At 65.9% G+C, this 26,471-nt stretch carries 13 protein-coding genes and 1 pseudogene; 5 read left to right on the forward strand and 9 right to left on the reverse strand.

Annotated features, from left to right (window positions below):
• Positions 1-622: 622 nt before the first annotated feature.
• From IE206_RS24465 to pglW, 6 genes and pseudogenes are all read right to left on the reverse strand, one after another.
• Positions 623-2,755, reverse strand: coding sequence for a DEAD/DEAH box helicase (locus tag IE206_RS24465; protein WP_189965523.1), 2,133 nt, complete (start codon positions 2,753-2,755; stop codon positions 623-625).
• Positions 2,752-4,080, reverse strand: coding sequence for a BREX system ATP-binding protein BrxD (gene brxD, locus IE206_RS24470; protein ID WP_189965525.1), 1,329 nt, complete (start codon positions 4,078-4,080; stop codon positions 2,752-2,754). The genes IE206_RS24465 and brxD overlap by 4 nt, the downstream gene beginning before the upstream one ends.
• Positions 4,077-6,839, reverse strand: a complete 2,763-nt coding sequence (gene pglZ / locus IE206_RS24475; RefSeq protein WP_226599775.1) for a BREX-2 system phosphatase PglZ — start codon at positions 6,837-6,839, stop codon at positions 4,077-4,079. Before pglZ ends, brxD begins: the two co-directional genes overlap by 4 nt.
• Positions 6,840-6,850: 11 nt before the next feature.
• Positions 6,851-10,750: a DUF6079 family protein gene (locus IE206_RS24480; protein WP_189965530.1), complete on the reverse strand. Its 3,900-nt coding sequence runs from the start codon at positions 10,748-10,750 to the stop codon at positions 6,851-6,853.
• Positions 10,743-14,463 (reverse strand): annotated as a pseudogene (gene pglX / locus IE206_RS24485) (BREX-2 system adenine-specific DNA-methyltransferase PglX). The gene IE206_RS24480 and the pseudogene pglX overlap by 8 nt, the downstream one beginning before the upstream one ends.
• The gene (pglW, locus tag IE206_RS24490; RefSeq protein WP_189965532.1) at positions 14,460-18,896 is read right to left on the reverse strand and encodes a BREX system serine/threonine kinase PglW; all 4,437 of its coding nucleotides are present in this window, start codon (positions 18,894-18,896) and stop codon (positions 14,460-14,462) included. The pseudogene pglX and the gene pglW overlap by 4 nt, the downstream one beginning before the upstream one ends.
• Positions 18,897-19,186: 290 nt before the next feature.
• On the opposite strand from pglW, the gene IE206_RS24495 reads away from it, so the two are divergent.
• Positions 19,187-20,158 (forward strand): hypothetical protein, encoded by a 972-nt coding sequence (locus IE206_RS24495; protein WP_189965534.1) that lies wholly within the window; start codon positions 19,187-19,189, stop codon positions 20,156-20,158.
• Between the two features lie 31 nt (positions 20,159-20,189).
• A complete protein-coding gene (locus IE206_RS24500; protein WP_226599773.1) occupies positions 20,190-20,732 on the forward strand; it encodes a hypothetical protein in 543 nt (180 codons plus the stop codon).
• A 127-nt stretch (positions 20,733-20,859) separates the two neighbouring features.
• Here the strand turns inward: IE206_RS24500 and IE206_RS42585 are convergent, their stop codons facing one another.
• Complete coding sequence (locus tag IE206_RS42585; RefSeq protein WP_226599771.1) at positions 20,860-20,988, reverse strand: DUF6408 family protein; 129 nt, start codon at positions 20,986-20,988, stop codon at positions 20,860-20,862.
• A 372-nt stretch (positions 20,989-21,360) separates the two neighbouring features.
• Between IE206_RS42585 and IE206_RS24505 the strand changes: the two genes are divergently transcribed.
• Positions 21,361-23,289, forward strand: a complete 1,929-nt coding sequence (locus IE206_RS24505; protein ID WP_189965535.1) for a DNA/RNA helicase domain-containing protein — start codon at positions 21,361-21,363, stop codon at positions 23,287-23,289.
• 629 nt (positions 23,290-23,918) lie between these two features.
• Here the strand turns inward: IE206_RS24505 and IE206_RS24510 are convergent.
• A complete protein-coding gene (locus IE206_RS24510; RefSeq protein ID WP_189965537.1) occupies positions 23,919-24,317 on the reverse strand; it encodes a type II toxin-antitoxin system VapC family toxin in 399 nt (132 codons plus the stop codon).
• Positions 24,314-24,601, reverse strand: a complete 288-nt coding sequence (locus IE206_RS24515) for a hypothetical protein (RefSeq protein ID WP_189965540.1) — start codon at positions 24,599-24,601, stop codon at positions 24,314-24,316. The genes IE206_RS24510 and IE206_RS24515 overlap by 4 nt, the downstream gene beginning before the upstream one ends.
• A gap of 602 nt (positions 24,602-25,203) precedes the next feature.
• Here IE206_RS24515 and IE206_RS24520 point away from each other — a divergent pair.
• On the forward strand, positions 25,204-25,422 hold the full coding sequence (locus tag IE206_RS24520; protein WP_189965542.1) for a DUF397 domain-containing protein: 219 nt from the start codon (positions 25,204-25,206) through the stop codon (positions 25,420-25,422).
• Between the two features lie 166 nt (positions 25,423-25,588).
• On the forward strand, positions 25,589-26,464 hold the full coding sequence (locus IE206_RS24525) for a helix-turn-helix domain-containing protein (RefSeq protein WP_189965544.1): 876 nt from the start codon (positions 25,589-25,591) through the stop codon (positions 26,462-26,464).
• The last annotated feature ends 7 nt before the right edge of the window (positions 26,465-26,471 follow it).

A 26,471-nucleotide genomic window follows, 5' to 3' on the forward strand; every position in this document is an offset into this window, starting at 1 on the left:
ACGCATGTGAGGCCCTTCTGACGCACGTTTGACGCGCGTTCTGATGGAGCACCAGGCGGCCGTTCACGCAGGTGACGATGCGTCGGGCGTGGTCTGCCGGGGTTCCTTCTTTGCTGTCGCTTGATGAAATCCCGTGGGTTGTGGCCCACTTTGGGGCTCAGTAGGCGTGGGAGCCGTAGGGGCTCCAGTAGCCAAGGAAGGGCTCGAGGTCGCCGCCGCGGGGCTTCGGTGGGGCGGGCGGCTGGCAGACTTGGTGAGACTTTGAGGCGGGCGTCTGCGAACGCGAGCCACGCCTCGATCTCGGTCCTTTCTTGCCGGGCGGCAGTGATGTGGCGTGGTCGCGTACTGCTGTGAGGTATTCGGTCAGGCGCTTGGCCTGGTGCCAGGCGCCTGCCTGTTCGTCGAGGTGTTGGACGCGATAGGCGTGGGCGTATGCGGTACGGGCTTCGTGCATGGCGGCTTCCCAACGCCGCTGCTCCTCGCGGGCTTGCCGGTCTGCGCGGCGTTTGCATTCGGCGGCTTCACCACGCAGGCCGACTTCCTGCGCGATTTCGGCGAGATGGTCTTCCCCAACGCCGAAGCCCTCGAACTCCTCACCACCCGGGCCTGCCCTTGGAGGCGCTCAATCGCCCGCGGACACGAACCTCGAGGTTTCTTTGAGTGCAGCCGATGCGCCATCCAGATCCGCGAGACGGGCGGCGAGTGTGGCCTCTGCAAGCCGTTGAGGGAGCGCGGCGCTGAACTTGAGCCCATGGATAGCGCGAGAGTCGACGGCGGGGAGGCAGAGCTGACCTATTGCCGCGGCCTTGGCTCGATTCCACTCGTCCAGAGTCAAGTCTTCGCGGAGCCGGATGTACGTGTCTGTAGGGCGCTGGAGAGGATCGGCAATGCTCGAGAGTGTGGCAGCCAGGGTGACGTTGGCCCGATAGCCGGCCCAGGTCCACCAGCGCACGTTCGTGTCCCGACCGCCACGGGTAACAACTGTCCCGGCCGGGTGTACCGTCTCCGCACCGTTGTCGCGAGCCTGAGCGAGGGCGGCTTCAGCACGACGGGTCAGAATGACTGGTGGATCGGTGCCGAGCAGGATCTCCCGGGCGGAGCGGGTCAGCTCGTACGAGGCGGAACGGCCGGAGCCGACCCCGCCCCACCGTGCCTTGCCGCCGCCCTCGACCAGTTCGACGAAGCACCGCCGCCGGGACCAGTCGATGTACGTCACCTTCCAGCTCCGTCCGGCGAGGAGTAGCCGCCTAGGTCCGGCAACTTCCTCCGTCAGCAGTGCCGGGTTGGTGGTGCCGATCTCGTTGCGGCCCGCCAGCACAGTGAACTCCGGCGGGGCAGTGAAGACCGCGGTGAGATCCATGAAGTGCCGGTACCCGAAGCGGCGTTCGGCCTCAGGGCCGATGAACAGCATTCCGCTGTCCCGCTCCAGGAACCCCTCGTCGATCAGATGGCGCACGATGGGTTCGGCGGAGGGACCGAAGGGGCCGAGCCCGCCCCACCACTCCTGCCAGAGTCGGTCTCCGACCCGATGTTCCTGCAGGCAGAGAGCCAGCACTTGCTGGGCAACGATGTGCCGGGGTTCCGGTGGGGCCGCTACCGGCTCGACCCAGCCACGTGACCACAGCAAAAGCAGGGCTGCTGCGCCGAGCAAACCGCCCTCGCTGGTCGCAAGGAAAAGGCAATTACGAGTGGAACCCGAGCGCCGGCCGGTACGACCGAGCCGCTGGAGGAAGGAGGCCACGGTGCCGGGTGCGTCAATCTGGACGACGCGATCCAAGTCACCCACGTCGATGCCGAGTTCCAATGTGCTGGTGGAGACGATCACACAGTCTCGCGCGTCGGCGAACGCCTCTTCCGCCCGCCTCCGCTCATCCATTGAAAGAGACGCATGCGAGAGGAATGTGGTCACACCCTTGGCGCGCAGGCTCTCGCCGAGCATTTCGACCTGCCGACGCGATTCGCAGAACACCAGCCGCTTCTCCCCGTGATGCAGGGAGGTGATCACTGTCGCCGCATTCTCCAGGGACCCCACGTAATCGAGCTGGATATCGCCGGGTGGCGGCAGGGCTGGATTCTCCTCGCGCAGATGCGGGGCAACAACGCAAGCCGCGCGTTTATCGCGCCCTGAGCCCTGCAACCAGGCGAGCAACTGGTCAGGATTGCCCACCGTCGCGGAGAGCCCGACCCGCTGTACTGACCGACCGACGACTCGTTCGAGTCGCTCGAGCACGGCCAGCAGATGCCAGCCCCGGTCATCACCGGCGAAGGCATGCACCTCGTCGACGACGATGGTCCGCAGCCCAGAGAAGAAGGCGCGATGGTCGACATTGGCGCTGACCAGCATCGCCTCCAGCGATTCTGGCGTAGTCAGCAGGATGTCCGGCCGATCCCGCAGGATCCGCTTGCGTCGTGGCTGCGAGACATCCCCGTGCCACAGCGCCGTGGTCCGGCCCAGCCATGAGGTGTAAGTCTCCAGACGGGGCAGGAGGTTATTGAGCAGTGCTTTGAGTGGGCATACGTAGAGGACTGACGTCCCTGTCCAGTTCTCCGCAGCCATCCTGGACAACAGAGGGAAGGACGCCGCCTCGGTCTTGCCGCCCGCCGTCGGTGCCAGAAGTACTGCATCCGCACCGTCCAGCAGCGGTTCGATTGCCTCTTCTTGGAGCGGGCGAAGACCAGGCCAGCCAAGGGTGTTGACGATGTGGTGTACGACCCCGGGGTGCAGCCGGTCCAGCGGTTCGGGTGCACCTGTCATGGCAGCTCCAGCTCGATCTCGTCGGCGCTGTCCGCCGCGGCGTTGCGCTCGATTTCGCTCAGCTCGTCGCTGCTGACGGTCAGCGCATAGTGCTTGCGCGGGTCGAAGTCGTCAAACTCGTCCACCCGGTCCAATACGTCTGCGACGAGTTTGCGCAGAAAGAGCCTCGGTGCGATGCCGGCCCGCCCGCCGAGCCTTCCCGTCATGGCAGTGGCCAACTCCGCCACGTACGTGTCGTCGACAAGGGCGGCGATACGCTCAGGATTCCGGGCCGATCCCACATACAAGTCGCGTACAGCACGGCCCAGTTCGCCCAGCCGCTGGAGATCGAAACCGGTAAGTCGAAGCTGGACCGCCCGCGGTGAGTCGAAGCGCGGATCGGTGGAGAAGTCGGTTGCCAGCCGCTGGGCCAGCGGAGGCAGGCGTTGAACCCCCTGCTGTCCGTCGTAAAAGGCGGGTGTGCCGGTGATGACCAGAAAGAGCCCGGGAAAGCGGCCCGCGTCGATTTCATCAAGGAGCTGTCGTAGGGCGTTGAGACCCTTCTCTCGCACGTCTCCCCGCACTCGTTGCAAGGTCTCGATCTCATCTAGGACCAGCAGGAGACCGGGATGCCCACAGTCCTTCAGGACGGTGAGCAGCCCCTGAAGGAAGCCCAGTGCCGCGAAGTGGTCGAGATCTCCGCGCACCCCTGCAGTACGGCGCGCGGAGGCGGCGACCGACTTCTGGCCGCCTAACCAGGCGATGACGGCTTCGGCGGTGGCCGCGTCCCCGCCCAGCGTGGCTTTGCGGTAGCCGCGCAGGGCGGCGGAGAAAGCGGGAGTGGTCTGGGCGACGCCACGGAGTCGCTCCTCCAGCAGCGCTTCGACTGCAGACTCCAACGCCTCGCTTTCCTCAGCGAGTTCGGGTTGAGTCTCGGTCACTTCCTCTTCGAGGGTGTAGAACCAGCCATCGACCACCGAGCGCAGGGCGCTGGCAGGCTCGGTCGCTGTGGTCAGCCGCTCGGTGAGCCGTCGGTAGACAGTTTCCAGCTTGTGCAGGGGTGTCTCTGTCTCCGAGATCTGAATCTCCGCGGTGGCGAGCCCAGCGCGCTTCGCCCGTTCGGCGAGCCAGCGGGCGAAGAAGGTCTTGCCGGATCCGTACTCGCCGCGAATGGCATGGAACGCCGCACTGCCCGTCGCGATCGTGGCGATCCGCTCGTCCAACGCAGGCGCGAAACGGTCCAACCCGACAGCGAAGAGGTCGAGACCCGACTGCGGCACGGTCCCGCGCCGCAGCGCGTCGATGACCTCGCGGCGGCGGGTCGCGCTGACGGATGCGCCGCTCATGCGTTCTCCCTGGGCAGTTCGAACTGCTCGCGCAGTGTGTCGCGGTTGAGCCGGACCCGGGTCCGGGAGTCGATCAGGCTGATGACTTCGTAGCCCTCGATGTTCAGCAGCCGGGTCAGCACAGTGACGAAGCCCTCCGGGCGGGTGTTGGTGCGGCCCCCCGAAGCGACGGCGGCTCCAGCGACTGCTGCGAGTGAGAGCGTGCCGCCTGATGCGTCGAGCGCATCGATGACAGCGGCCACCACCTTGCGATCGGGGACCTTGCGCACGAACTTCCCCTGATGCTCGTAGAGCTTGGTTTCCACGACCTGACGGCCGAGCGTGACCGGGGGCAGCGGCTCGACGGGTGCGGGCCTGGTCGGGGGCGTTTCGACTGCGTCGTCGGCGAGGCGCTCACCCTCCTGGGGCCGTGCCTTCGGCTTTGCGGGCGGCGCCTTCCGCGCGGGCTTCGTGGTGGTTCGGGTCTTCAGCGATGCCGGGGCGACCTGCGCTTCCCACCATGGTGGCTGGACTGACTCTCGCGGTAGTTCGGCCCATCCGTCGGGTGCGAGGTCGATCGACGGAGTCAGGACCAGTACCGGCACCGTCATCTCGGCGAGTGCGGCGCCGCCGCGATAGCCGGCCTTGCGTGGGGTGTAGCGGATCTCTTCCGACCAGGGGGCAATTACCCGCCCGCTGTTTTCCAGCACGCGGGGGCCTGACAGCGCGACCTCTCCCTCACCGGCAGCCGTCCCCGTACGCCAGCGGGCCGACTCCACCCCTTCGGCGGTCACTGGTCCTGCGTCGGGCCTCGTCCGGTCCAGTACGTGTCCGTGATCGGACACCAGTACCACTGGACGCCCTTGACCTCGCGCGGAGTTGAGCAGTTCGGTGAGGTACTTCACGCGGTTCACCGACCAGTCGGTCAGCGAGCCCTGCTGCCCGTGGTCGAGGCTGTCGTCGATGGTGTTGAGCACGACACCGACCACGGCATCGGATGCGATGGCCTCGACCAGCCGCTGGTCGAGCAACTGTCCCGCGGGACCGGCGATCTCGCTCTTGTGGAACAGAGCAGCCGCACGCCGGTGCTGCTTCCAGAAATCGACGAATCCCTCCTTCTCCACACTCTGCCCGCCCGATACCGGGCGTCCGCATAGCAAGGTGGCCCGGTTGACGACAGTCACCGACGGGATCATGGCGACCGCAGCAGCCCGCCGCCCGTCGCCGGACAGCTCGCTCCACCGGCCCGCACCGGTCAACTCTTCACCGAGTTGCGCCGCGACCGCACTGCTCATCCCGTCCAGTACAAGGACCAGCGGCGGCCGCTTCGCCGCCAGCTTCACTGCGATCTTCTCCAGAACGTCCTCGATGAGCAGCGTCCCACTGGGCTGCGCCGTACTGGCGTGCTGCGCCCATGGCTCGAGCTCGGCCGCGAAGGCTTCGTCGAGCGTCGCCCGTCGCTGCCGCGCCGCGTCGTGCACAGTACGGTATGCATGAACCAGAACGGGCTCGGCGTCGGCGTCTCCCACCCACAGCTGTGCCAGTGCCCGGTCCACCCACCCCCAGTCGGCTACATGTGCGTGCACAGCCTGGTCGACCGAGGACACCACCGGCTTCGGCGCGTCCAGCCAGTGCTTCAGCCGTACGGCCATGCGCGCCAGCTCGATCCGCTTCGCATAGAGAACAGCGGCAAGGTGATGTTCTCGTACGTGTTCCCAGGCAGTCTGAGCTGCTTGAGGCTCCTGGGCCAACGTCTCGGCCAGCCGACGCAGCCGTGCCTGGAAACCTGAGGGGAGGAAAGGATTGTCGGCGAGCGCAGCAGACAGATGGGCCTCCGCGGCCAGCTGATCGGCCTGGCGCAGTACGTCGAGAACCCGCTGCCGTGCCTCCTCGCTCTGCGCCCCCCGTCCCGTCGCCTCACCGATCCATCGGATGAGTGTGCCCTCCACTGCCCTCGCATAGGCGCGCAGTTCGGACGGGCGTGAACCCATGCCGAAGACGGAGCCCAGAGCGACGGCCGCCTCGGCCGACGCAGCACCCCCGTTCATGACCGAGGCAAGCACACCCAACGCAGTGGCCTCGGTGCCGCGGCCGTTGAGCGCGAGCCGCAGGAGCACTGGCGCGGCCTCGCCTGCGTTCTGCGCCAGCCACTCGGCGATGCCCTGCTGTTCGGCTTCCGGCAACGCCGCGAAACGCTGTGGCCCGCCGGGCGTGCGGGACCAGGCCAGCAGAGCATCGACATCCACCGACGCCTCGCCCTCGAAGACGCCCTCGAGCCCGAGCCGTACTCCGACGAGGGCACGCATCGCCGCGTCCAGGGTGAGCACGGCCCCACGCTGGGGCCAGCCGCCGTCCGGCTCGGCAGCGATCAGTGCACTGGGCAACCAGAGCCATGGATCGCGCCGCATACGAGGGTCGAGGTCGGCGGCGCCGAAAAGCTGCTTGACGATGTCGGCCTCGTCGACAGCGATGATCTGCGAGCGCACCATCTCGCCCACCAGATCGAGACTGATCCGATCACCGGACACATCGGTGGTGACCACCAGCAGGTCCGAACCCTCGGTACTCAGATGAGCCTGCCAGGCATCGGTGATGCCGAGCACCGAAGTGGTGTGTGCGACCCGGACCTTGCGGCGTTCACCTTCGCCGGCCGGCACGGTGAACTCCTGTGGCCCGCCCACCACGTACTTACCGTGCACCAGTACCAGCCGTCGACCCTTGGTATGGGCCAGCCGTGTGGTCAGAAGTCCGGTGATGACCCGCTGGTCGAGCTCGGGCACCGTGGCTCCCATCAGCACTCGCCGCCCTGCGCTTGCATGTCCTCGCCCTGGTCGGCGTGGGGTACCCGCCAGTGGATTTCGATCTCGACCCCAGGGTGTGCGGCCGCGTAGTCTCGGATCTCGTCCTGTATCGCGCTGAGGGCCTGACCGAGCGCGGTCTCCAGCGCAGTCGTGGGCCCAGCCGAGACCCGATGCGTACGGCGAGGGGCAACCGGAGCGACCGGGATACTGGGCGTCGGCTTCGGCTGTTCGAACGATTCGACGTCTTTGTTGTCTGTCTCGGCAGGTGGCGAAACCACCACCGGCTCCACAGGCGAGGGCGGCGTGGGCGCGACGGGCGCCACTACGCTGCGGCGCGCTGCCTCGTTGATCATCGACACGGCCTGACTGCGCGCACTGCGCAGCACCGGGGCGAGCTCGGTGTCGAACTCGTCGGCTGCCGCCGTCTCCGAGATTTCGTCGAGCAACAACTTGGACCGATCAGCGAGATCATCCCCGCGCTCGGTGTACTGCCGAAGACTCTCGATGAGGTCCCAGTCGGTGCTCTCCAGAGCGTCCAGCACGCGCTGTGCCGAGGACATGGTCTTGGCCAACACGACATCAGTGCTCGCATACGTTGCCGCGGCAAGGTCACGGGCAAGCGGAGTCGGCTCGGGGTTCTGCTTGATCCGAGCCAGCAGGTCGGCCGCGTCGCGTACCGACTGCTCGCGTGTGCTGAGGGCCTCGCCACTGATGCCGAGGGCGGTTCTGAACCGGGTCAGCGCCCGCCGCAACCCGTTGACAGCGGGCTCTCGCTCCGCCGCTTTCGCGTGAACGTCTGCGGCGAGTGCGTTGACGTTCCGGGCGAACAGCATCTGCGGGACACTCGTGCCGAACAGTGCCGCGGCCCGGGTGTGTGCCGCCGTGAACTCGTCCTCGCTGGGTCGCTCCTGGGCCCGCAGTACCCAGCCGGGGCCGATCTGGTCCAGCGCAGGGGCCTCTTCCGCCTGCCCGTTGTAGATCCAGGAGCGGTCCGAGAGCAGTGCGTATGTGGCGATCACCAGGTTTGAGACCAGCTTATCGAGGCCCGTCCAGCCGAGCTCGGCGATCCAGACGCGGATGTCCTCGACCGAGAAGTCGCCCTTGGCCCCGCGCTTGCCGGCCTGCTGGTCGATGTGACGGCGCCAGTCCGTGGATACGTTCAGTGGTCCGTCATGCACCTCACCCAGCTCCAGCGCGTGCACGATCCGCGCCACGTCTGCGATGTCACCGCTGTCGACCACGACCCGGCGTGAGCCATCGTCCATGGCCTTGACGATCCAGCCGTATGCCTTCTTGAACTTTGCGGCAGTGACCGGCTTGCGACTCTCCTGACGGTCGAAGTTCGGGTGCTTGGGATACAGCGTGTCCAGCAACCCGTCGGCGAGCTTCAGAAGGTTGTACTCGAAGACGCCGCCCCCCTGGAGCTGCGGAGTGTGCCCGGCGTACAACGAGTGGACGTGCTTACCCTCGGTCACCTGGGCGCCGAGGTCGGACTCGTTGGCCTTGGCGATTCCGTACGCCTGGTGCAATACCTGGCCCAGCTGCGAGACGAGCGTCTCGCGCTGCGCCTCCAACTGATGCCTGACCCGCACCTGGTCGTCGGACGACAGGTGGGTTGCGAAGTCCTTCAACCGGTCCCTGCCGAGCAGGTAATTGATCTTCAGGAGCCGGCCGAGCTGGGTGCCTCGTTGGGCGGAGAGGAAAGACGGCAGCCAGACGATGGTTGCCGCATCGGGCTTCTCCCGCTGCAGGCGGAAGACCCGGTTCTCGTCCGCGCTGGGCCGGCCGTCTTCATTTTCGTCGAAGGGGTAGTCGATGATGAACCGTATCCGGTCCTGCGAGGACGGCTCGAACTGCGCGTCGGGCAGGATCTGGGGATCGCTCACGTTCTCGAAGACGAATTCGACCATGCGCCGCGTACCGTGCCAGACGATCTCGCGATCGGCAACGAAGCCACCGTTGTCGACGACGCCCAGCTCTCGCCACAGCCATTCCTGCACCCACCGCTTGCGGGCGCCGTGCGTGTCCTTCTCGCCGACACTGTCCAGGATCGGCTCAACGTCCAGATCGGACAGATGCAGCGTGAAGACCGGGTCCGCGTCGTTGCCGTTACTGCGCAGTTCACCGGGGAACTCCGCCTGGAGCTCCTGCATCCGCTTGACCACGATCCGGTCCTCCTGCCCGGTGCGGGAGCGGATCGATCCGTGGTTCAGGGCGGCGAGGCGCGGCCCGGTGAGGCGAGTGAGAGCAGGCACCTCGGGCGCGAGGTAGGCGAGCAGCATTGTCTTGATGAAGCGGTCGTCGGCCTTGTACTTGGCGTCGTCCGCCGAACCGTACTTCTGGAGGAGGTGGTCCTTGACCTTGCCATGGAAGCGAGTTGCAGCGTCGGCCTCGCTGCGCAGCCGGTCAGTGAACGCCTCGCCCATTCCCTCGGCCAGCACGTCCCACAGGTCACCCAGCGGGATCAGCTCACCGACCTTCATGTCCTCGCGCCGCTTGTAGAGCATCTGCTGGAGCAGCTTGAGACCGGTGCGCTCGCGCTGGAGCGCACCGGAGAGCGCGACCAGGACATTGAGGAGGACGGGCGAGACCGGGTACAACGCCTTGAAGTCGGCCCAGTCCGCGTGGGTGGCGCCGTTGGCGTCGAGCAGCACGTCCCGCACCGACTGGTTGGACGTCTCGACCCGGGCGAAGGCGGCTTCGAGCGCAGCCTTGGCGGCGTCGTCCTTCGGCTTGAGGACCCGCTCCTTGATGATCTCCGGGAGGTTGCGGTCCTCCAGGCTGATCGGGTCGATGCGGCCCGCCAGGTACTTGACCTGCTGTTCCAGGTTCTTGGCGTCAGCGCCGACCGCGTCCGAGCCGATCAGCTCGGAGAGGTCGCGCTGGCGGGAGATGAACGAGATGACCGGCAGGGCGCGACCACCCGTACCTGACTCGATCAGTTTGACGAGCTTGTTCACCTCGTCATTGACGAAGGTCCGCTCACGCAGATGTGCCTGGAGCCAGAGGATCAGCTCGTCGAGGAAGAGGATCAGCCCGTCGTAGCCGAGTGACTTGGCGTGCTGGCTGATGATGTCGAGACCGTTTTCGAGCGGCAGAAAGGCGTTTTTCGCACCGATTGCACTGAGCGAGTACGAGGAGTACGGGCCGGAAATCAGCGCGGAAGCCAGCCAGTTGCGAACCTTCTCGCCGGGGGCAGCGGCGAAGGCATGGTCGAGGAGCGCTGACGTCCAGACCTCCGGTACCTCCTTGATGTCCAGGTCCATCAGGTCGTCTTCGTCATCGGCGACCTCCTGTGGAGTGGTGCTCGTCTCCTTCGGCAGCGAGGGGTTGCCGAGCCAGCGGATGAACTCGGTGTCATCGGAGAAGAACTCCCGCTGCCGGCGGGCATCGTCGAACATCGCATCCGCCCGATAGACCGGCGGTACGGGCGCGTCCGCGTGCAAGCGCTGAACTGTGCGGACATATCCACCGAGGATCGCCGAATCGAGATCGGTCGCACCGACCAGGTGGAACGGGACCATCAGGAACTTCCGGTCCCGCAGCCACGCGTCATGGTCCGCGATGATCGGCTGGAGTGTTGGCTTGGTGCGAGCGGCTGGGTCGTTGGAGAGGATCGCGTGCAGCACGGTCATGAAGTGGCTCTTACCGGAGCCGAACGAACCGTGCAGATACGCGGCGTCGGAAGAACCCGCGCGTACGGAAGCCTCGACGATCTTGAGCGCCTTGCGGAGCGACTGCTCCAGCTGCGGGGTGACCACGTACTCACGTACGCGCTCGGCGGTCGCATCGAAGCCGCCGGACAGCTCGACCTTGAAGGACCCGGCAAGCACGGACTCCGGCAGGTCGAGTACGTCCCGGAGGTAGAGGTCGCCGTTGCCGCTACTCATCGTCTTCCGCCGCCTTCTTCTTGGCCGTCTTTGTCGTTGTCGTCGCCTTGCGCGACCGGGTCTTCTTCGTCGGACGCCATGCTGTGAGTGCTGCAGGGATGAGCTGTTCGCGCGCCAACTCGCCGTCCAGGAAGCTCTGGAACTCCTCTGCAGCGGACTCCTCGCCCCACTCGTCGTCCACCTCGCCGAACCACTGCCGCAGCCACGGCATCAGCTCGTTGATCCCGGCGAGCAGCGGTACGAGTTGTTCGCCGGACCAGTCCTGCTGCTTGCGGCGTTCGGTGACGATGTTCAGCAGGGCTGTGGCCTGATCACGCTGGTCCCAGCCGGCCCAGCCGAGGAGAAGCGTCGGGTCGGAGCCGGGACTCGCGTCCGGGTAGGAGATGAACCGCTCCTTGGGCACGTCCAACTTCCCGCGATTCGACCAGTAGGACTGCTTCAGGAAGTCCGCGGAGGTGTACTTCGGGGGGACGGGGATGTCGAGGCGTTCGCCAGTCCGGTCCTCCTCGCGCTGCTGCTCCCAGACGTCCTCCCACTGCGCGCGCTTGCGCAGGCCGGTGTCCTTGTAGCGGTACGCGGCGAGGTACGGGACGTGCTCGGCGTCGACCACGTCCTGGAGGACTTGGGTGAGGGAGAGGTTCGGCTTGCCGAGGTGGGCGGCGTAGAGGGAGGCGGTGTTGAGGATTGCCTTGGCGTCGGCCCGCTTCTCGAGCTCGTCGGCGAGCTGCCCGACGGTGAGGGTGCGGGGCTGCTCGAAGTCGTTCAGAACGTGGAACCAGAGGGACTTGTCCTCGCACTTGTCGAGCAACCAAGTACGAAGGGCGGCCTTCTCCCGCTTCTCCCAGGGTTCGGTCGCCCAACGCCGCTTGCACTCGGGGCGCTCGATGAGGGCGATGTCGCGACGGGAGGCGATGGTGTCGATGCGGGCCTGGACGATGTCCCGGTACCACTCGGGCCAGTGGGCGGGGACCTCGGTGACGGGGGTGGAGCCGTGGCGGTCGAACCAGGCGGTCTCGATCTCCCCGGCGGCCTGCTTGCGGGCAAGAACGATCTCGAACGCTCGCTCGCCGAGCTTCACTTCGGGGATGATCGTGGGCTCGGGAGAGGGGGCGGTGAGACGGCCCTTCTCGGCGTCGGTGAGCAGCCCGTAGGAGTGGTAGACCTCCCAGTCAAGCTCCTCTTGGAGCGCGATCATGCGCTGGCGAGTCCGCGCCCTCTTCGCGGGCGGCGTCGAGGCGGGCGCGGGTGGGGGGTTCGTCTGCGGCGCAGACGGCGTAGGGCTCGTGGGTGGCGAGTTTCTGGGCGAGGGTGTCAAGGGCGCGGCCGAGGGAAAGTGGGAGCTGAACGGGGAGGGGGAATTCCTGGAGCTTGGTCCCGGTGAACTCGTAAAAGCGCTCCCACATCTCAGTTTTGATACCGGACTGGTAGCCTTCGTTGCCCTTGTTGTGGCATACCTGCTTGAGCCAGAAGCATGCGGCGGATGAGTTGAGTACCGCCATCAATTCCAAGTGTTCGCTCTCGCTACTGCCTTCTGGCAGCTTGATCACTGGCGCGTGACGGTTGTGTAGCCGGTGATCTTTGCTGAGAACAAAGTGGTTGTGTGTGGACACGCAGGCGAAGGTGATGAGCAGGGGGGAAGCGGTTCGGGGCCAAGAGAGCATTGTGTGCTCGTGCCAAGACATGCCGCGTTGCTCTCGGGTTTTCCCGAAAGCTAAGCCATTTCTGAGACCCGTTCTGTAAGGCCAGAATAACTGATTGTCCTGAAGTGAGTTGTCCGCTGCCTTATCCTTGTACGGCCACAAGGCCACTGATGAGGATGCGCGCCAATCGCGCACGCCATCACCAGTTGTGAACGACTTATATGGAGCATTAAGTTGCTTCCAGGTCGGTGGTACTTCGTTGGCCACGTATACATCATCGTCGCCCAGCACAACGTGGAAGCCGATAGTTCCACCGATCCTGCGGCCCAGTGTTGCGGGCATCTTTTCGAGAGCCGCCACGACACCTCCAGCGCCACCGCCGGAGAGACTCCAAGGGTAGGAAGAGAAGTTATCTCTTCCGGCCTCAGTGACACTGATCCACTCGGACTCGCTTCCGGGCCTGTGTAGCTGGCCCACGATTGCTTTCCACACGAGTCCTTCTGCGGCATCCTTCGGTTGAGATGGCTCGCCCCGTACCCCTAGCGCTGCTCGAATCCGCTCGTCAGGCCGTGGTACGTAATTCCGCCCCACCAGAATCACAGCCGGTGTCCCGTGGCCAGGAATATAAGCCCCCGACGTATCGATAATGTGTGTCAGGTGAACCTTCAGTCGGAAGAATTCCTCGATCAGCTTCTTGCCGAACTCCCGTTTCATGAAGGAGTTCGCAGTGATCTGCCCGACGAATCCCGCGTCTCGATCCGACCCCGACGTCCGCACCGCAAGCTGAAACAGCCGCTCAGCGAACGGCACCGACAACGCGTACTTACCTGAGCATGACTCGTACACCCGGTAATTAAGGTTCTCCTGCTTATCCTTGACCGTGATGTACGGCGGATTTCCCACGACCACGTGATACGTGTCGCGCGTCATAAGGTCGCAACGCTCCGCGTACTCGCCGATGTCCTCGGGCCGATAGAAGAAGGTTTCGAGGGTCTCCCCCGACAGGGAGAACATGGCCTCCGACTCCCGCCTTGGTGCACCGCGGCCATGGATCAGGGAATCGCCCACCGCCACGTTGATCGGGAATCCGGGCGCGGTATCAAGCCGCCTAGCCCCCGCAGCCTTCAGTGCAGCGATCAACAGCCGGAACCGAGCGATCGACACCGCAAAGGGGTTCTTGTCGCAGCCGTGCACCGCGTTCAGGGCCCGCCGGATCAGCGTCCAGTCGTCTGCACTCTTGTCCTCATCCCGCCACTTCGCCAACAGCCGCTCGAAGAGCCCCAGCAGGAAGTGCCCCGATCCGCACGCCGGGTCGATGGTACGCAGCCCCGCCGGGAGTTCCCGGTCGACGCCGTGCCCGTCGCGGATTTTGACGACCGGCTCCAGGCCGAACTCCTCCACCGCCGGCTCCAGCGTCAAGTCGAGGATGAACTCCTCCACGAACACCGGGGTCTGGAGCAGCGCGTACGTCTTCCGGGCGTGCTCGCTCAGGTCCTGGTACAGGTCACCCAGGAAGCGCGTGTCCAAGTCGTCGTCCACGAACGAGTGGATGAGCTCACCGTCGGAATCAACCCGCCGCCAGAACTTCAGAAGCGCTGTCGCCGCCTCGTACGAAGGAGCGATCTCCCACAAAGGGTTGTGCCTGCGGTCGAACAGACCCGCCACCGTCGGGTTGGTCCCCGCCAAGTGCTCGAACGCCGCAACGATCCAGTCGCGGTCGTTCTTCTCCGGTTTCGCCGCGAAGAACGCTGCATCGTGGTCCTCCGCGTCCTTCAGGCGCTCCCCGACACCCGCCAACCACGCACGCTCGATCAGTCCGTTGTCCTCGCAGAACCGCACGAAGACGCAACCGAGCACCCACGCCGCCGCGACCTGCGTAACCCGCTCATCGCGCCACGACTCGTACGTCGCCGCCGTACGGTCCGCCGCATACGCCCGTGTGTACTCGCCCGTGAGTCGGTCCCGGTACTCCTCCACAGACTCGCTCCGTGCCCGCAGGTCGTCCTCCAGGAGCGTGACCTGCTTGCGGAGGTCCTTCAGCAGGCCGTCCTGACCACCATTGCGCGCGCTCACAGCCCAAAACCCTCTCGATGTGCAGCTAAGTTCTTGAGGAAGTCCTCGGTCAGTACAACGCGTTCTGCGTCGCCACCGGTTACCTCCACTGTGCGCCCGTCCAACTGCGGTGCCCCCTGCGGGTTGTGCGACGGCGTGAGCAGCCACAACCCGTGCGGTCGCCCACCAGGCTTGCGGGCCTCGTGCTGCAGCTTCACCAGCAGCTCGTGCCCGCCCGCCTCGTAGTAGTGGGCGAGGAGCCCTGCAGTGTGAATGAACAACACAGCCCCGGACTCCTGAGAGGCTGCGCCCGCCAGTCGGGCGGCGACCCTCGGCCACACCCGGACCACGAACGATCGCAACCCACCTGGAAGGTCACTGTTCCTCGTGTACCGGGTGTCCGCACCCAGCACCTTCGACCAGTCCGTGCCGTGCTCGCCCGCCAGTGCCCGGAACTCCTCCAGGAAGACTCGCGCCAAGTTCACCGGAACTACCGGGAACGCCTCCGCGATCGCGTCCGCAACCGAGCCGGCCTCACCCCGCAACCGCTTGACGTGCACGTTCAGAGCGAGAAACCCGCCCTCCCGTACCGCGGAGTCCAGCTTCGCGGCGAGCAACGCCGACGGCTCACGCCCCCCGGCGGCACCGGCCACCAGTGCGCGAGAGGCCCTCGTCACCGTTCCCGTCGAGGTGGGCCAGCTGCTGCTGCCCACCGCTGACACCGGCACCGGGGGTTTGAAGCGCGCCTCCGCCGTCTCGTACGTCAGCGGGAACCCGGCCTTCTTCAGCGCGTCCTCGACCTCGACGTATGTGGGCTTGCCCATCGCCATCTCGGGGAAGCGGGAACGCAATCGGGAGAGCAGCCCCTCCAAGCTGATGCCTACCTCGCGCCGCACACCCGCCGCAGCCTGCGAGATCTGCAGCGCACGCCACAGCTCCAGCGCCCGCGGATACAGCTCAAGCCGGGGCGAGGCAGCCGCGTCCACAGAAGTTGCTGCGGCCAGCGTGACCAGTCGGGCGTCCGGCAGCGGGTTCATGCCTTCGGGTATGCGCACCGCCCGTAGGTCGCGGAGTGCACCGGACCGGTCCGGCAGGGGATCGGCGGTGGCGATCTTCTCCGCTGCTTCGCCCAGCTCTATGGCGTAAGCAGCGAGCTCATCGGACGTCGGGTCGTCGGAGCCGTCCAGCGATTCCAAGGCCACGATCAGCCGCCCCCGTCGCCGCATCTGTGCGAGCCGGGGCTCGTGATCCTCATCGCGCCCGGTGAGGAGTGTCTCGGCAGCTACGGCTGCCCGTACGACGGCGAGCGCGGCGGCCTCCGCGCCCTCCGATGTTTCGCTCTCGGAGCCATGGCGCGCGGCCAGCACCCGGGCCAGCTCGCGGGCGATCATCACGCGGCCCGCGTCCCGGACGGCGTCCACCAACTCACCGCGCAGGATGTTCATCCAACCCGCGTCGGCCCACTCCGTAATTGCAGAGCTGAGGTGCTTCGAGACAGTGAACTCGGAGACCTTCACGGTCTCTGCGACCTGACGGTTGGTGGGCCAGGAGCCTAACTCCGCCTTGCCGTCGAGTCCGAGCCAGGCCGCGACGACCTGCGGCCGCTTGTTGTCCTTGCGGCCCGGTGGCACCGGGTTGAGGAGCGCGGCCAAGTGCTCCACGTCCTGCCGGGCCTCGTGCTCGGCACCGAGCTTGTCGTCCGCCGCCAGAGGCACCACGGGCCGCACTGGAGCAGCCGCGGCCTTGGGCTTCTTGGGGCGCAGCGCAGCCGTCCACTGGCGGTGCCGGCGATTGAGCTCCTTCTTGACCACCGCGCCGATACCGCGTTTGCCGCGGAAGCGAGCCGAGGGGACGTCCAGCAACTCGCCGACCGTCACCGCGCCGAGTTCCTCGGCCACCGCGGCCGCCCGCTCGGTCAGCCCCGCGTCCCTCAGTGTCGTGCCGAGCTTTGCCTTCTGCGCGTACAGGTCCCGGATGTCGTCGTCGGAGAGGCCCTCATGCCGGCCTGCGCCGCCCAGCAGCGAGACCGGATCCGATGCGGGTGGCGGTTGGGTGCGATCGGCCTCGGTGAAGATGGCACGCCAGGCGTCCCGCATCTGCCGCAGCGACTCGAACCGGCGGTTCGCTTCACGGTGCAGCGCCCGCTCGAAGAACTTCTCGAGTCCTGGCGCCAGGACGGCCACGAAGGCGTCCGTGGCGAGGGCGGGGAGGTCGTCCTTGAGGGCCGTTTGCGGGTCGTCTGTGCCGTTGCCCCACATGGGGCGCTCGGCGGCGGCCATTTCATGCAGAACGACCGCGGCGGCGTACCGCTCCGCGTCGTCGTCGTAGACAGGGCGCCGGGCATCCCCGAGGAAGGGATCGAGATAGCCGCGCGTGCCGGCCTTGATGTCGCGGTCGGAAACATTGGCCAGGGAGAAGTCGAAGAGCATCAACTGCTGCTGACCGTCGTCCCGGACCTTGATCCCGAGGTTGTCGGGCTTGAGGTCGCGGTGGCGCAGGCCCCTGGCCGCGAGGTCGTCGAGGGCGGTGAACAGGTCCTCGCCGAAGGACGCCAATTCCTCGTAACCCAGCTGCCCGTAACTGGCCAGCCGTTGGCCGAGGGTTTCAGGGCCGGCGTACTCCAAGGCGAGGACGGTCCGGCCGCCGATCGTGCGTGGGCCTTCGTGCAGCTTGACGATGCGGCCGCTGCTGATTTGCTGGAGGGCTGCCGCCTCCGAGACCAGGCGCTCGTTCTTCTCCGCGTCCAGCGCAACCTTGAGTACCCGCTCCTCCTCCACGCGGCGACCGCGCTCGTCCTCGGTGACGCGCGTCACGTACAGCGCCCGGGCTGTTGCACCCGAGCCGAGCACCCGCTCGACGGTCCAGTCCCCGTCGACAGCCTGGCCGGGGGTGGCGGTGAGCGGGTCTGCCTCAACGGCGACTGCTTGTGCGGCGCTGGCCTGCTCAACATCGTCGAGCTGTCTGAGAAAGGCGTCCGCAGAGTCGAGGCGATCGTCCACGGACGCGCGGGTCGCGGCGTACACCAGCTCGTCGAGACCGGCGTCCATGGCGTCGCTGACCGCGTACAGGTGAAGTCCGCCGTCGGCAGTGAGGCGCGCCTTCAGGGCGGTACGGGTTTCGGCAGGCGGCATACCGGTCAGGATGTGGTGTGCCACGGCTCCGAGACCGAAGACATCGAGATCCACCGGGTCCGGATAGTCGGCGTCGGTCTCGGGCGCGAGGTAGCACTGGGCGGCGTCCTCGATGTGCTCCCCAGTGAAGGAGCTCTCGCCGAGCGAGCGCAGTGAAGTGGTGTCGAAATCGCGGGCTGATGCCTGCCAGTCGATGATCCGCAGGACGGGATCGCTTCCGTTCTCGCGGGCGCTGACGTACACCGAACGGGCTGCGAGCGCACGGTGGTAGAGCGAGCGGCGATGGGCGTAGCGGACGGCCTCGGCGAGCTGGCGCACCATGTCGCGGCGTACGGCTTCGGACAACTTCGGGCCGTGCACAGCAAGGTAGTTGTCCAACCGTAGATCGCTCTCCCGGTGGCGGAAGAGGATCGCCGGGCCTCCCTGGTGCTGGCGGAACGCGACAGCCTGGGAGATGCCGCGGTGCGCGATGCCCTGGAGCACCTGGTACTCGCGCTCGGCAGCGCGGGTGGCGGAGCGCCGCTTCTCCTCGCTCGCCTGCTGCTCCACGAGATAGACCCGGACCCGACCCTCCTCGTGGATCATCTCCTTGCGCTTGGCGAGCCGGTCCTCCCAGGTGGGCCCTGCGTCCAGAGGGCGGGAGGAGAGCCTCCAGCCGTCGCCGAAGTCGAGGTGGGAGGTGGATGCCCGCACGCCGATCTTCTTCATCAGCTCGGGCAGATGCCGTGCGAAGGCGTCTTCCTTGATCCGCCAGCTCTCTCGCTCCGGCGGCAGGTTGAGGAAGTCGTCCCAGATGCCCGGAAGGCCGCTCTGGGCGCCGTCACGTCCGTACACGTGAGTGCGCTGCACCGTGTCCAACTCGCTCTGCAGCAGAGGGTCGGACAGGAACACGATCGGGTCGATCCGGGGAACGCGGATGCTCGGGTAGAGATCGTTGGCCGCCTGCTGGAGGCGCGATTTCAGTTCTTTGGACTTGAGATCGGTGAGGTGCAGGGGGTTGCGTACCGTACGGACCTGGTCGTCGGGGGTGTGGAAGCTCCAGGTATCCCCGCTGTTGACGACGCGGCCGGGATGCCCCTTCAACTCGACCAGATAGAGGCCACGGGGTGTGGCGATGAACAGGTCGCACTCGTTGATGCGGCCGCTCATGGCGGTGAAGGAGAACGTTGCCCAGGCGTAGTGCGGAGCCGTGGCCGGCATCCGCTGCTTGATGTAGTCGAGAGCAGCCTGCTCCCAGGGGAAGGGGGACGGCCGGGTCTGGTACCAGCGCTTCGGCTGATGCTGGCCGGGCTTGGGTGTCGCCTGACCTCCTGCTGCCGCCACCGCCGTTCACCGCACCTTTCCGCTAGCGGACTCGCCTGACGCCGACGCGGTCCGCGTCGGTGGTCATGGTATGGGGCGAATCCCAACTTCCTAAGATCGTCAGACTGCTGACATCTTGCCAGGTGAGAGGCGGTACCGCAGGAGCCAGGGAGAAACCCGGCGAGGGTGTGGGGAGGAGGTGAGCGCGGATGGTGTTATCAGGCCATTCTGTGGATGCTGTGCCGTATGCCACAGCGAGTTCACTTACGATCATGTAAGAACGCGGGAGCCTGAGAGCGGGGGAGGCGGGCGTGGCCCGGACGGTGCGCAAGCGAACGGTCTTCTTTTTCGAAGTCGTGGAGGCTAAGCGTGGTCAGCCGCGCATGGAGCACCAGGACTGGCGGAGCTTCCTCGACCGGGTTGCGGCCTCGGAGTCGTCCGAGCGCGTGGTTCGCAGTGCGGACGATCAGCTGGTCGGGGTGATCGACTCGGCAGTCCCTGTTGATCATCTGCAACTCGCCAAGATCACTGGCGAGGTGCCGCACCAGCTTGACCGGAGCAACGGAACGATCGAGGCGCTTCAGGTTGCGGCAGGCAAGGATGTCGTCCATGTGACGACGATCTGCTTCCTTCCGTACGCCAACATCATCGGGGTCCTGCCCGGTGGCTTCTCGGCGCCGCGGGTGAGTGCCATCACCAAGTGGCTGAACGGAGTTGGCCTGCCCTGGGGTGAGGTGGTGCTCAAGCCGGTCATCCACGCACGAGCTCGAGAGAAGCTCAACCGCATCGAGGCGGTCACCGAGTTCACCGTGCAGTTGGAAGGGGCTCCGGCGGATACTGTCAGTGCCCTGAGTGCCAATGGCGGCCTTGCTGATTCGCTGCGGAGCTTCGGGCAGCGCCATCCCGACACCTCCGTCACGCTCTCGCTGAAGGTTCCTCAGCGTGGCAGCAGGCTCTCCGCTATGCGCAGGAACCGGGCCGCGACCGAACTGCGCACCGACGTACTCCAGTTCATGCCAGATCTGGATGAATGGGTGGACGAGTCTGGAGTGATCCGGTCCGTGACCGGCAGGGTCGCAGTCCGGGACCCGCACCGTCAGTCTCTTGAGTACGAGCCGCTCGACTTCCTCGCCCACCGCATCACGGCCCAGTGCGATGTCCCGCTCGCTTTCACCGACGGACGGTCAGTCGATCTGCGGTACGCCGTCGACGAGATCTTTGCGGCCGCTCGTACACATGAGCAGGCGCTCCAGGAAGCATGTCAGTATCGGCCGCTAGCTTGAGCAGCAGTTCAGAGCTGAGGTTGGGGGCGACGTGCTGAATTGGCTGTTGCGGCGCTGGGTGGGTCGACCAGCGGTGGATCTGATGCTCGCAGGCGTGGTGGTCGGCCTGCACATGGCGGCTGTACGGATCACGGGCGCGGGCGATGTGCTGGGCTGGCCCGGCAGGGAGCAGAGGATCGCGGTCTATACGACGACGGCGACCGTCGTCGCGATCATCGGCAGCTTCATCACTGCGGCCGTGACCCTGTATGCCGCGGCCACAGGTCCCCGCATGCGGGAGTTGCGCACGCACCCTCGACAGGGGCCGGAATTCCGGCGGAATTGGATGAGCATTCTCAGTGCGACACTGGTGATCTCCGGGCTGTGCCTGCTTGCTGTAGTCCTCGACACTACGGGGCGTGATCCGGGCGGAGTGCACTGGCTGGCCGAGGGCGCGGCAGCCCTGGGTGTGGCGCGTGCGGTGCGGTTGGTGTGGCTATTCGGCAAGGTGATCATCGGCAATGACCTCGACCTCGGCGACAGCCGGGATTCGGCGTTGCCGCCCCCGGAACCGGTGCGGCAGCCGGAGATGTGAGCGGGACTCGGGGGTCAGCTTGCGGGCTGGTGCCGCCGGGGGGCTTGGAGGCGTTGGCAGTGTCGGCCCCGAACTTGGGCTGATTGGCATTGGGTGGCGGGCTCTCCGGGCCCGCCACCAGCCTGCTTCAGAACAGCAGGTGCGCTACCGCCGCCAGCGTTGCCAGCACAAGACTGGAGATGACCCCGGCGGAGATGTCGATCAGAACCTTGCGGAACCAGATGCGACGCGTGGACTTGCACTCGACAGGGTTCATGCGAAACCACTCCACAGCTGTGAGTCGGAATGGTAGGGACGTCCTACCGGGCATCCGCTGCTCGCTGCACGCGATGAGTGTCAGCGACCACCACGGCTCATGGCTGGTGCGTGGGTTACATGAACTTGTGTGTGCTCTCCGGGAAGGCCCGCAGCGCAGCTGCACTTTAGCGGAGTGAAGCGGTGCGTAGCCACTGGATTCGCCATGCGCTCCGTCATGTTGCTCTTCGGCGGCTTCCGGAGCCTGATGGCCATCGCTCGTTGGTGCCGTTGACTGTCGAAATGATCGCGCACCCCTTCGGTATCGCCAGGCGCATGTCAAGGTACGGTGACTGCTGGATCAAGCAGTCGAGGGCGGGGTGGGCAGGCGGTCATGGCGGGTGGGGGCAAGTGGTCGGACCTGGAGGCGTTTTGGCCAGCCGAGGAGATGGTGCGGAACCCGGATCGCGTGGTTCCTGAGATCACTAAGTGCTACGAACTTGCTCATCCCAAGGGGAAGCAACCCTCGATCGGGGAGGTTGAATCGTGGAGGGAAAGCGTCTACGAGGTTGCTACGGCCCTGACCAACCTTGGGCTCGGGCAGGTCTACATCTTCGTGGAGTACCGAGTCCACGAGAAGATGAGCCCCATCGATGTAGTCCTCGCCGGCACCCACCCCGAAGGTGGGCACAGCTACGCCGCAATCGAGCTGAAGCAATGGCGCACGGTCCTGCATCCCGATCCGTCCAAAGCGACGGACGGTCTCTGTATCTCGTGCCGGAACGCCGCTGGGACTCTCTGTGATGAGTGCGCCCTCGGTTGTGTCTATATGCCTGACTACGGTCGTCACAAGAAGCATCCTGCGGTGCAAGTGAAGGAAAACCTGAACTCGCTGCGGATTCACCACAGCATGTTCGACGATCGCTACGTGCACCTCGCAGGCGCCGCGTATCTGCACAACCTCAAGGACCCCAAGTCGCAGTGGATCAGCAGGATCAAGCCGGCGCCAGGCGTCCCGACGTTTACTGCCCGCCAGCCCGCGGATCTCCGCGCATTCTTGCAGGCCCACTTCCTGCCGGTCGCGGACGCATCGGCAGCCCAGGCGCTGCTCGATCGGCGCCGCTCGGCTGCGCTCCTGACATCGGAAGTTGGAGCGATCGTCAACGGCCACACGCAGTTCAGCCTGGTTGAGAAGCAGCTTGAAGCCGTGAATAGCGTGATGGACGCCCTCCGCTCGCCGTCGCCTGGCGCGAAGAAGGTGTTCGTGGTCAGTGGCCGAGCGGGCACCGGGAAGTCCCTTATTGCGCTGACCCTGCTGGGGCAGGCGCTCCAGGAGGAGTATGGCGCAAAGTTCGTTTCGGGAGGTATCGCGTCCCGGGAGAACTTCAAGCGTGGTGCCAGGGGAAAGGGAAAGGCGTTTCCGACGCTGAACAAGGTCGCCGACGATGTGGCAGCCAACGAGCTCGATCTGTTGTTGTGCGACGAAGCGCACCGGCTTACCGAGCGCCCGCAGACCGGTTCTTTTGCCATGCGACGCGGTGAGACCTCTGTCTCGGTGATCGTGACCCGCGCCAGGGTGCCTGTCTTCTTTGTCGACGGTGACCAACGTCTGTTCGCCGAGGAGATCTGGTCTGAGCAGGAACTCATTGATGCGATCTATGAGTTGAGGGCAGAGGTCGTACCGATCAGGCTCGACAGGGCTTATCGAGCCGTAGGGAGTTCGACCTATGACGTATGGGTGAAACGTTTCCTCGCTGGTGATCCTGTGCCGTGGCATGCCGATGACGACCAAGAGCCGGAACCCTTCGAGCTGTACTACACGGACAGCGCCGCCCGTATGGAGAAGTTCCTGCAGTCCAAGCTGGATGCCGAATTGAGTGCCCGGATGAGCGCAGGAATATGCTGGGACTGGACCGACGACACAGGCACGGCACCGGACGTTGCGCCGGAGAAGGGTTGGGCCCGGCCGTGGAATGCCGGCGATAACCACCGCACTCCCGGAGTGCCGAAGCGCCGATTCTGGGCTACGGACCCCGGAGGCTTCGGTCAGATCGGCTGTGTCCACACCGCACAGGGCCTGGAGTACGAGTGGGGCGGAGTGATCATGGGGGCCGATTTCACCTGGGCTGGGGACGCATGGGTGGTGGATCGTGAGCATGTGCGCAGCAAGGCTCGTCGGGTCTCCTCTGACAAGGACTTGCTAGAGCGGATTCGTAATGCTTACGGAGTTCTGATGACTCGCTCGATTCGTGGCACGGTGCTGTACTCCGTGGACCCGAACACCAGGCAACTCTTCGCCGACCTCGGGGTTCCGAAGCTGTGACCGAAGTATCCAGCCACCGGGGGACACTTCGACCATGCCTGACCGGCGAGCTCTGTACCAAGGTCACGCTGACGAGACCTACGTGCCTACCTACCTGTCATGAATGCTTCGGACCTGCTCAGTAGGACGAGGCCGTCGCCGGAGCGGCGCCGGGGGGCAGGGTGGCGGTGAAGCTGCCCTGGGGGATGGGGAGCCGATGTTGACGTAGGCGCGGTCAGCCGGTAGGTGGTACAGACGCCCACGTAGATGGGTTCGTCGGTGTCGGTGAGGGAGTGGATCCAGCCGCGTACCGTGATGTCCGTCCAGGTCGGGGAAGTTCGTGTCGATTCGGCCGCGTCTGCGCTTTCCCTCGCGCTGGTTCATCGGCTCATTGGCCTGGCTGAGCGAGTGGGCCACGATCGTGCGGTAGAGCAGATAGCCGGGGCGTACCTGCAGCCGCCAGCATGGTTCGTTGTCGAGGGTGATGCGTGCCGTGTACTCGTAGAACTCCCTTATTGGGGGTCGACTCGGGCCGGGCCGAAGTCGGGCTCGGCCAGTTCGTCGAGGGAGGTGACGATGCCGATGTCCGGGGCGTCGGGTGTGTAGTGGCCGCCGAGCGCGCCTGCCATGTCCCGGATGGCTCTGACTTGTCAGACCTTCTCGGTCGCGACCCGGGCATGGCCGGTGGTGAGCATGGAGATGTCCTCGACGTCCGAGGTCAGGATGGTGACCCGGCCATGCTGGGTGAGGGCTGTGGCACAGAGCATGGCGTCGATGGCGTACATGTGGCCGTGCAGTCCTGCCGTACGTAACAGGGTGGCGGCCGACTGGGCGATGGACTGGGTGACTGGTTCGACTCGCAGCCGGGACAGGGTCCATCTCAATGCGGCGTCATTGATCCTGGGGTGAATCACCTCGACGAGTACAGCGGCCGAAGTGATGACCGGCAGGTCGGCGTCTCGGGCGGCGGTGAGCCACTCGTGGACCTCGCGGTCGCGCTGAACGGCCTTGGCCAGGCCCTCGCTGTCGAGGACGAGGGCGCCGCTCATGCGGCCGCCCCGGCACCGGAAGAGGAGACAGTCCCGGTGAGCCTGGCCCGCTTGGCAGCCACGACCTCCGGATCGGGGGGGCCGTTGACCTTGTCGAAGTCGGCGATCAACTCGTCCAAGTTGTCCCGCTCGATCTGCCGCTGCGCGGCCTTCTCCAGATAGGCGGATACACCGCGCTTGCCGACCCGCTCGCGAATAGCCTGCAGGGTGCCGGCGGTGAGTGAGACGGAGATCCCACTACTCGGTCCGTCGCCGGGCAAGAAGTCGGTGTCGTCGTCAGCCATGATACGAGTATGGCATTTATAATGCCATAAGGCGACCCCTTGGGGTGGGGAGTGCGTCAAGAGATCGCACGTAGTGCCCATGGAGCACGCAGTGCACATCGACTCCGGGTGTCGAGCCGTCCCTGACCTGCGTTTTCTTCCGCATGTTTTGATTCGCGTCATTCCGATGACCCATCATGTGGAGTGTGTGGCGACCTTGGAGCCGATCGCCAAGGACGCCTGACCTGCGGCTTCGTTGCGTGCGCGTTGGTGCGCACAGTGGGTGTTGCGGCCGAAATCCTGTTGCTGGAATGAGGCCGTGACGCACATCTGGCGCTCCTCCTGACAGCCGCCCAACGCAGTCGCGACGTGTCCCCAACTCTCCTGAGCCGCAGGCGAGTTGGGCCTATACGGCATTCAGGGCGACCGGTCAAGATTGACGCGCGTTCGGGTCGAGCACACTTTCGGGGGACTGTCGGCTCTGCTGCTCGGCGCTAGCCTTTTTCGCACGCCGCCCTTCGCTGTTCTTGCATCTGGGAATTGGTGTGCTCTGAATGTGGGAGGGGTGCAGGGCTTCGGTGTGCGGGCGGTGGGTCCGAACGTAGAGCGAAAGAGGTGCTCGGATGCAGGTGGCAAACGGTGTGGCCGCGAACGAGATTCCCGGTGCGGTGTGGGTGAAGAGTCATGCCAGCGCGGCTGGGAACTGCGTTGAGATCGCCCGCTTGCAAGACGGTGCGGCGGTGCGCAACTCACGGTTTCCCGACGGGCCGGCTCTGATTTTCACGGAGGCCGAGATGAGGGCGTTCGTGGCGGGGGCCCGGGCCGGGGACTTCGGGTTCTGATTCCGCGAGTGAACAGGGGCTAGGCCAAGGCTGGTTCTGGCGGACGTGCGGACCTCGGGCTGGGATACTGCGGATCGTGGACCAGAGATGGGGAGGGCGTATGTCCGCCAGTCGCCGGGCGCGGGCGTCGGACGCCGCACGGTCCGGCTCGTGGGGGGACACTGACGTGAGTCGTGATGCCGCCGCGAGACTCCTGGGTACGTTCCTCAGGGATCTGCGGACGCAGCGAGGGCTGTCGCTGGCGGTGGTGGCGCCGGAGATCCGGGGCTCCGTCTCGAAGCTGAGCCGGGTGGAGCGAGGCGAGAGCCCGCCCAAGGAACAGGACGTGTGGGAGCTGGCCCGCTACTACGGGGCGTCGGCGGCCGACGAGGAGGAGATCCACGCTCTGCTGCGCCAGGTCCGCCAGAACTCGCGGGGCAAGCAATTCTCCGATGTGACGCCCCAGTTCCTGCGGCGACTCATCGAGCTGGAGAAGTCGGCGTTCCGGATCAAGACGTACGAGAACCATGTGGTGCCCGGGCTCCTGCAGACCCCGGAGTATGCCGCCGCGGTCATCGAGCAGGCGCTGCCGGAGGCGGACGACTTGATGATCAGGCGTCTGGTCCAGGCACGCAAGGACCGGTGGTCGCTGTTCGACGCACCGCAGCGCCCCGAGGTGGTGGCGATCCTGGACGAAGGGGTGTTGCGCCGTGCTGTCGGCGGGGCGCAGGTGATGCTGGGCCAGTTGCGCAGCCTGCGTAAGAGGGCCGACGAGGCCACGGAGCACACCAGCATCCGGATCATCCCGTTCGACCAGGGCATCAGCAGTGCGGTGAGTTTCCCGCTGACCCACCTGACGTTCAAGGACAACGGGCCGTCCGAGATGGTGTACCTGGAGCTGCTCGACTCGGCGAACTATGTGACCGAGACCAACCGGCTTGCCCAGTACCGGTCGGTCATGGACCGCCTGGAGCAGACGGCGCTGTACCGGCGGGAAAGCATCGCGTTGTTGGACCGGATGATCGGCAAGTTCGAGCAGCGCCTGTCCGCGTCCGGGGAGTAGCAGCGGA

The sequence above is a fragment of the Streptomyces violascens genome (assembly GCF_014649955.1).
Classification (GTDB): Bacteria; Actinomycetota; Actinomycetes; order Streptomycetales; family Streptomycetaceae; genus Streptomyces; species Streptomyces violascens.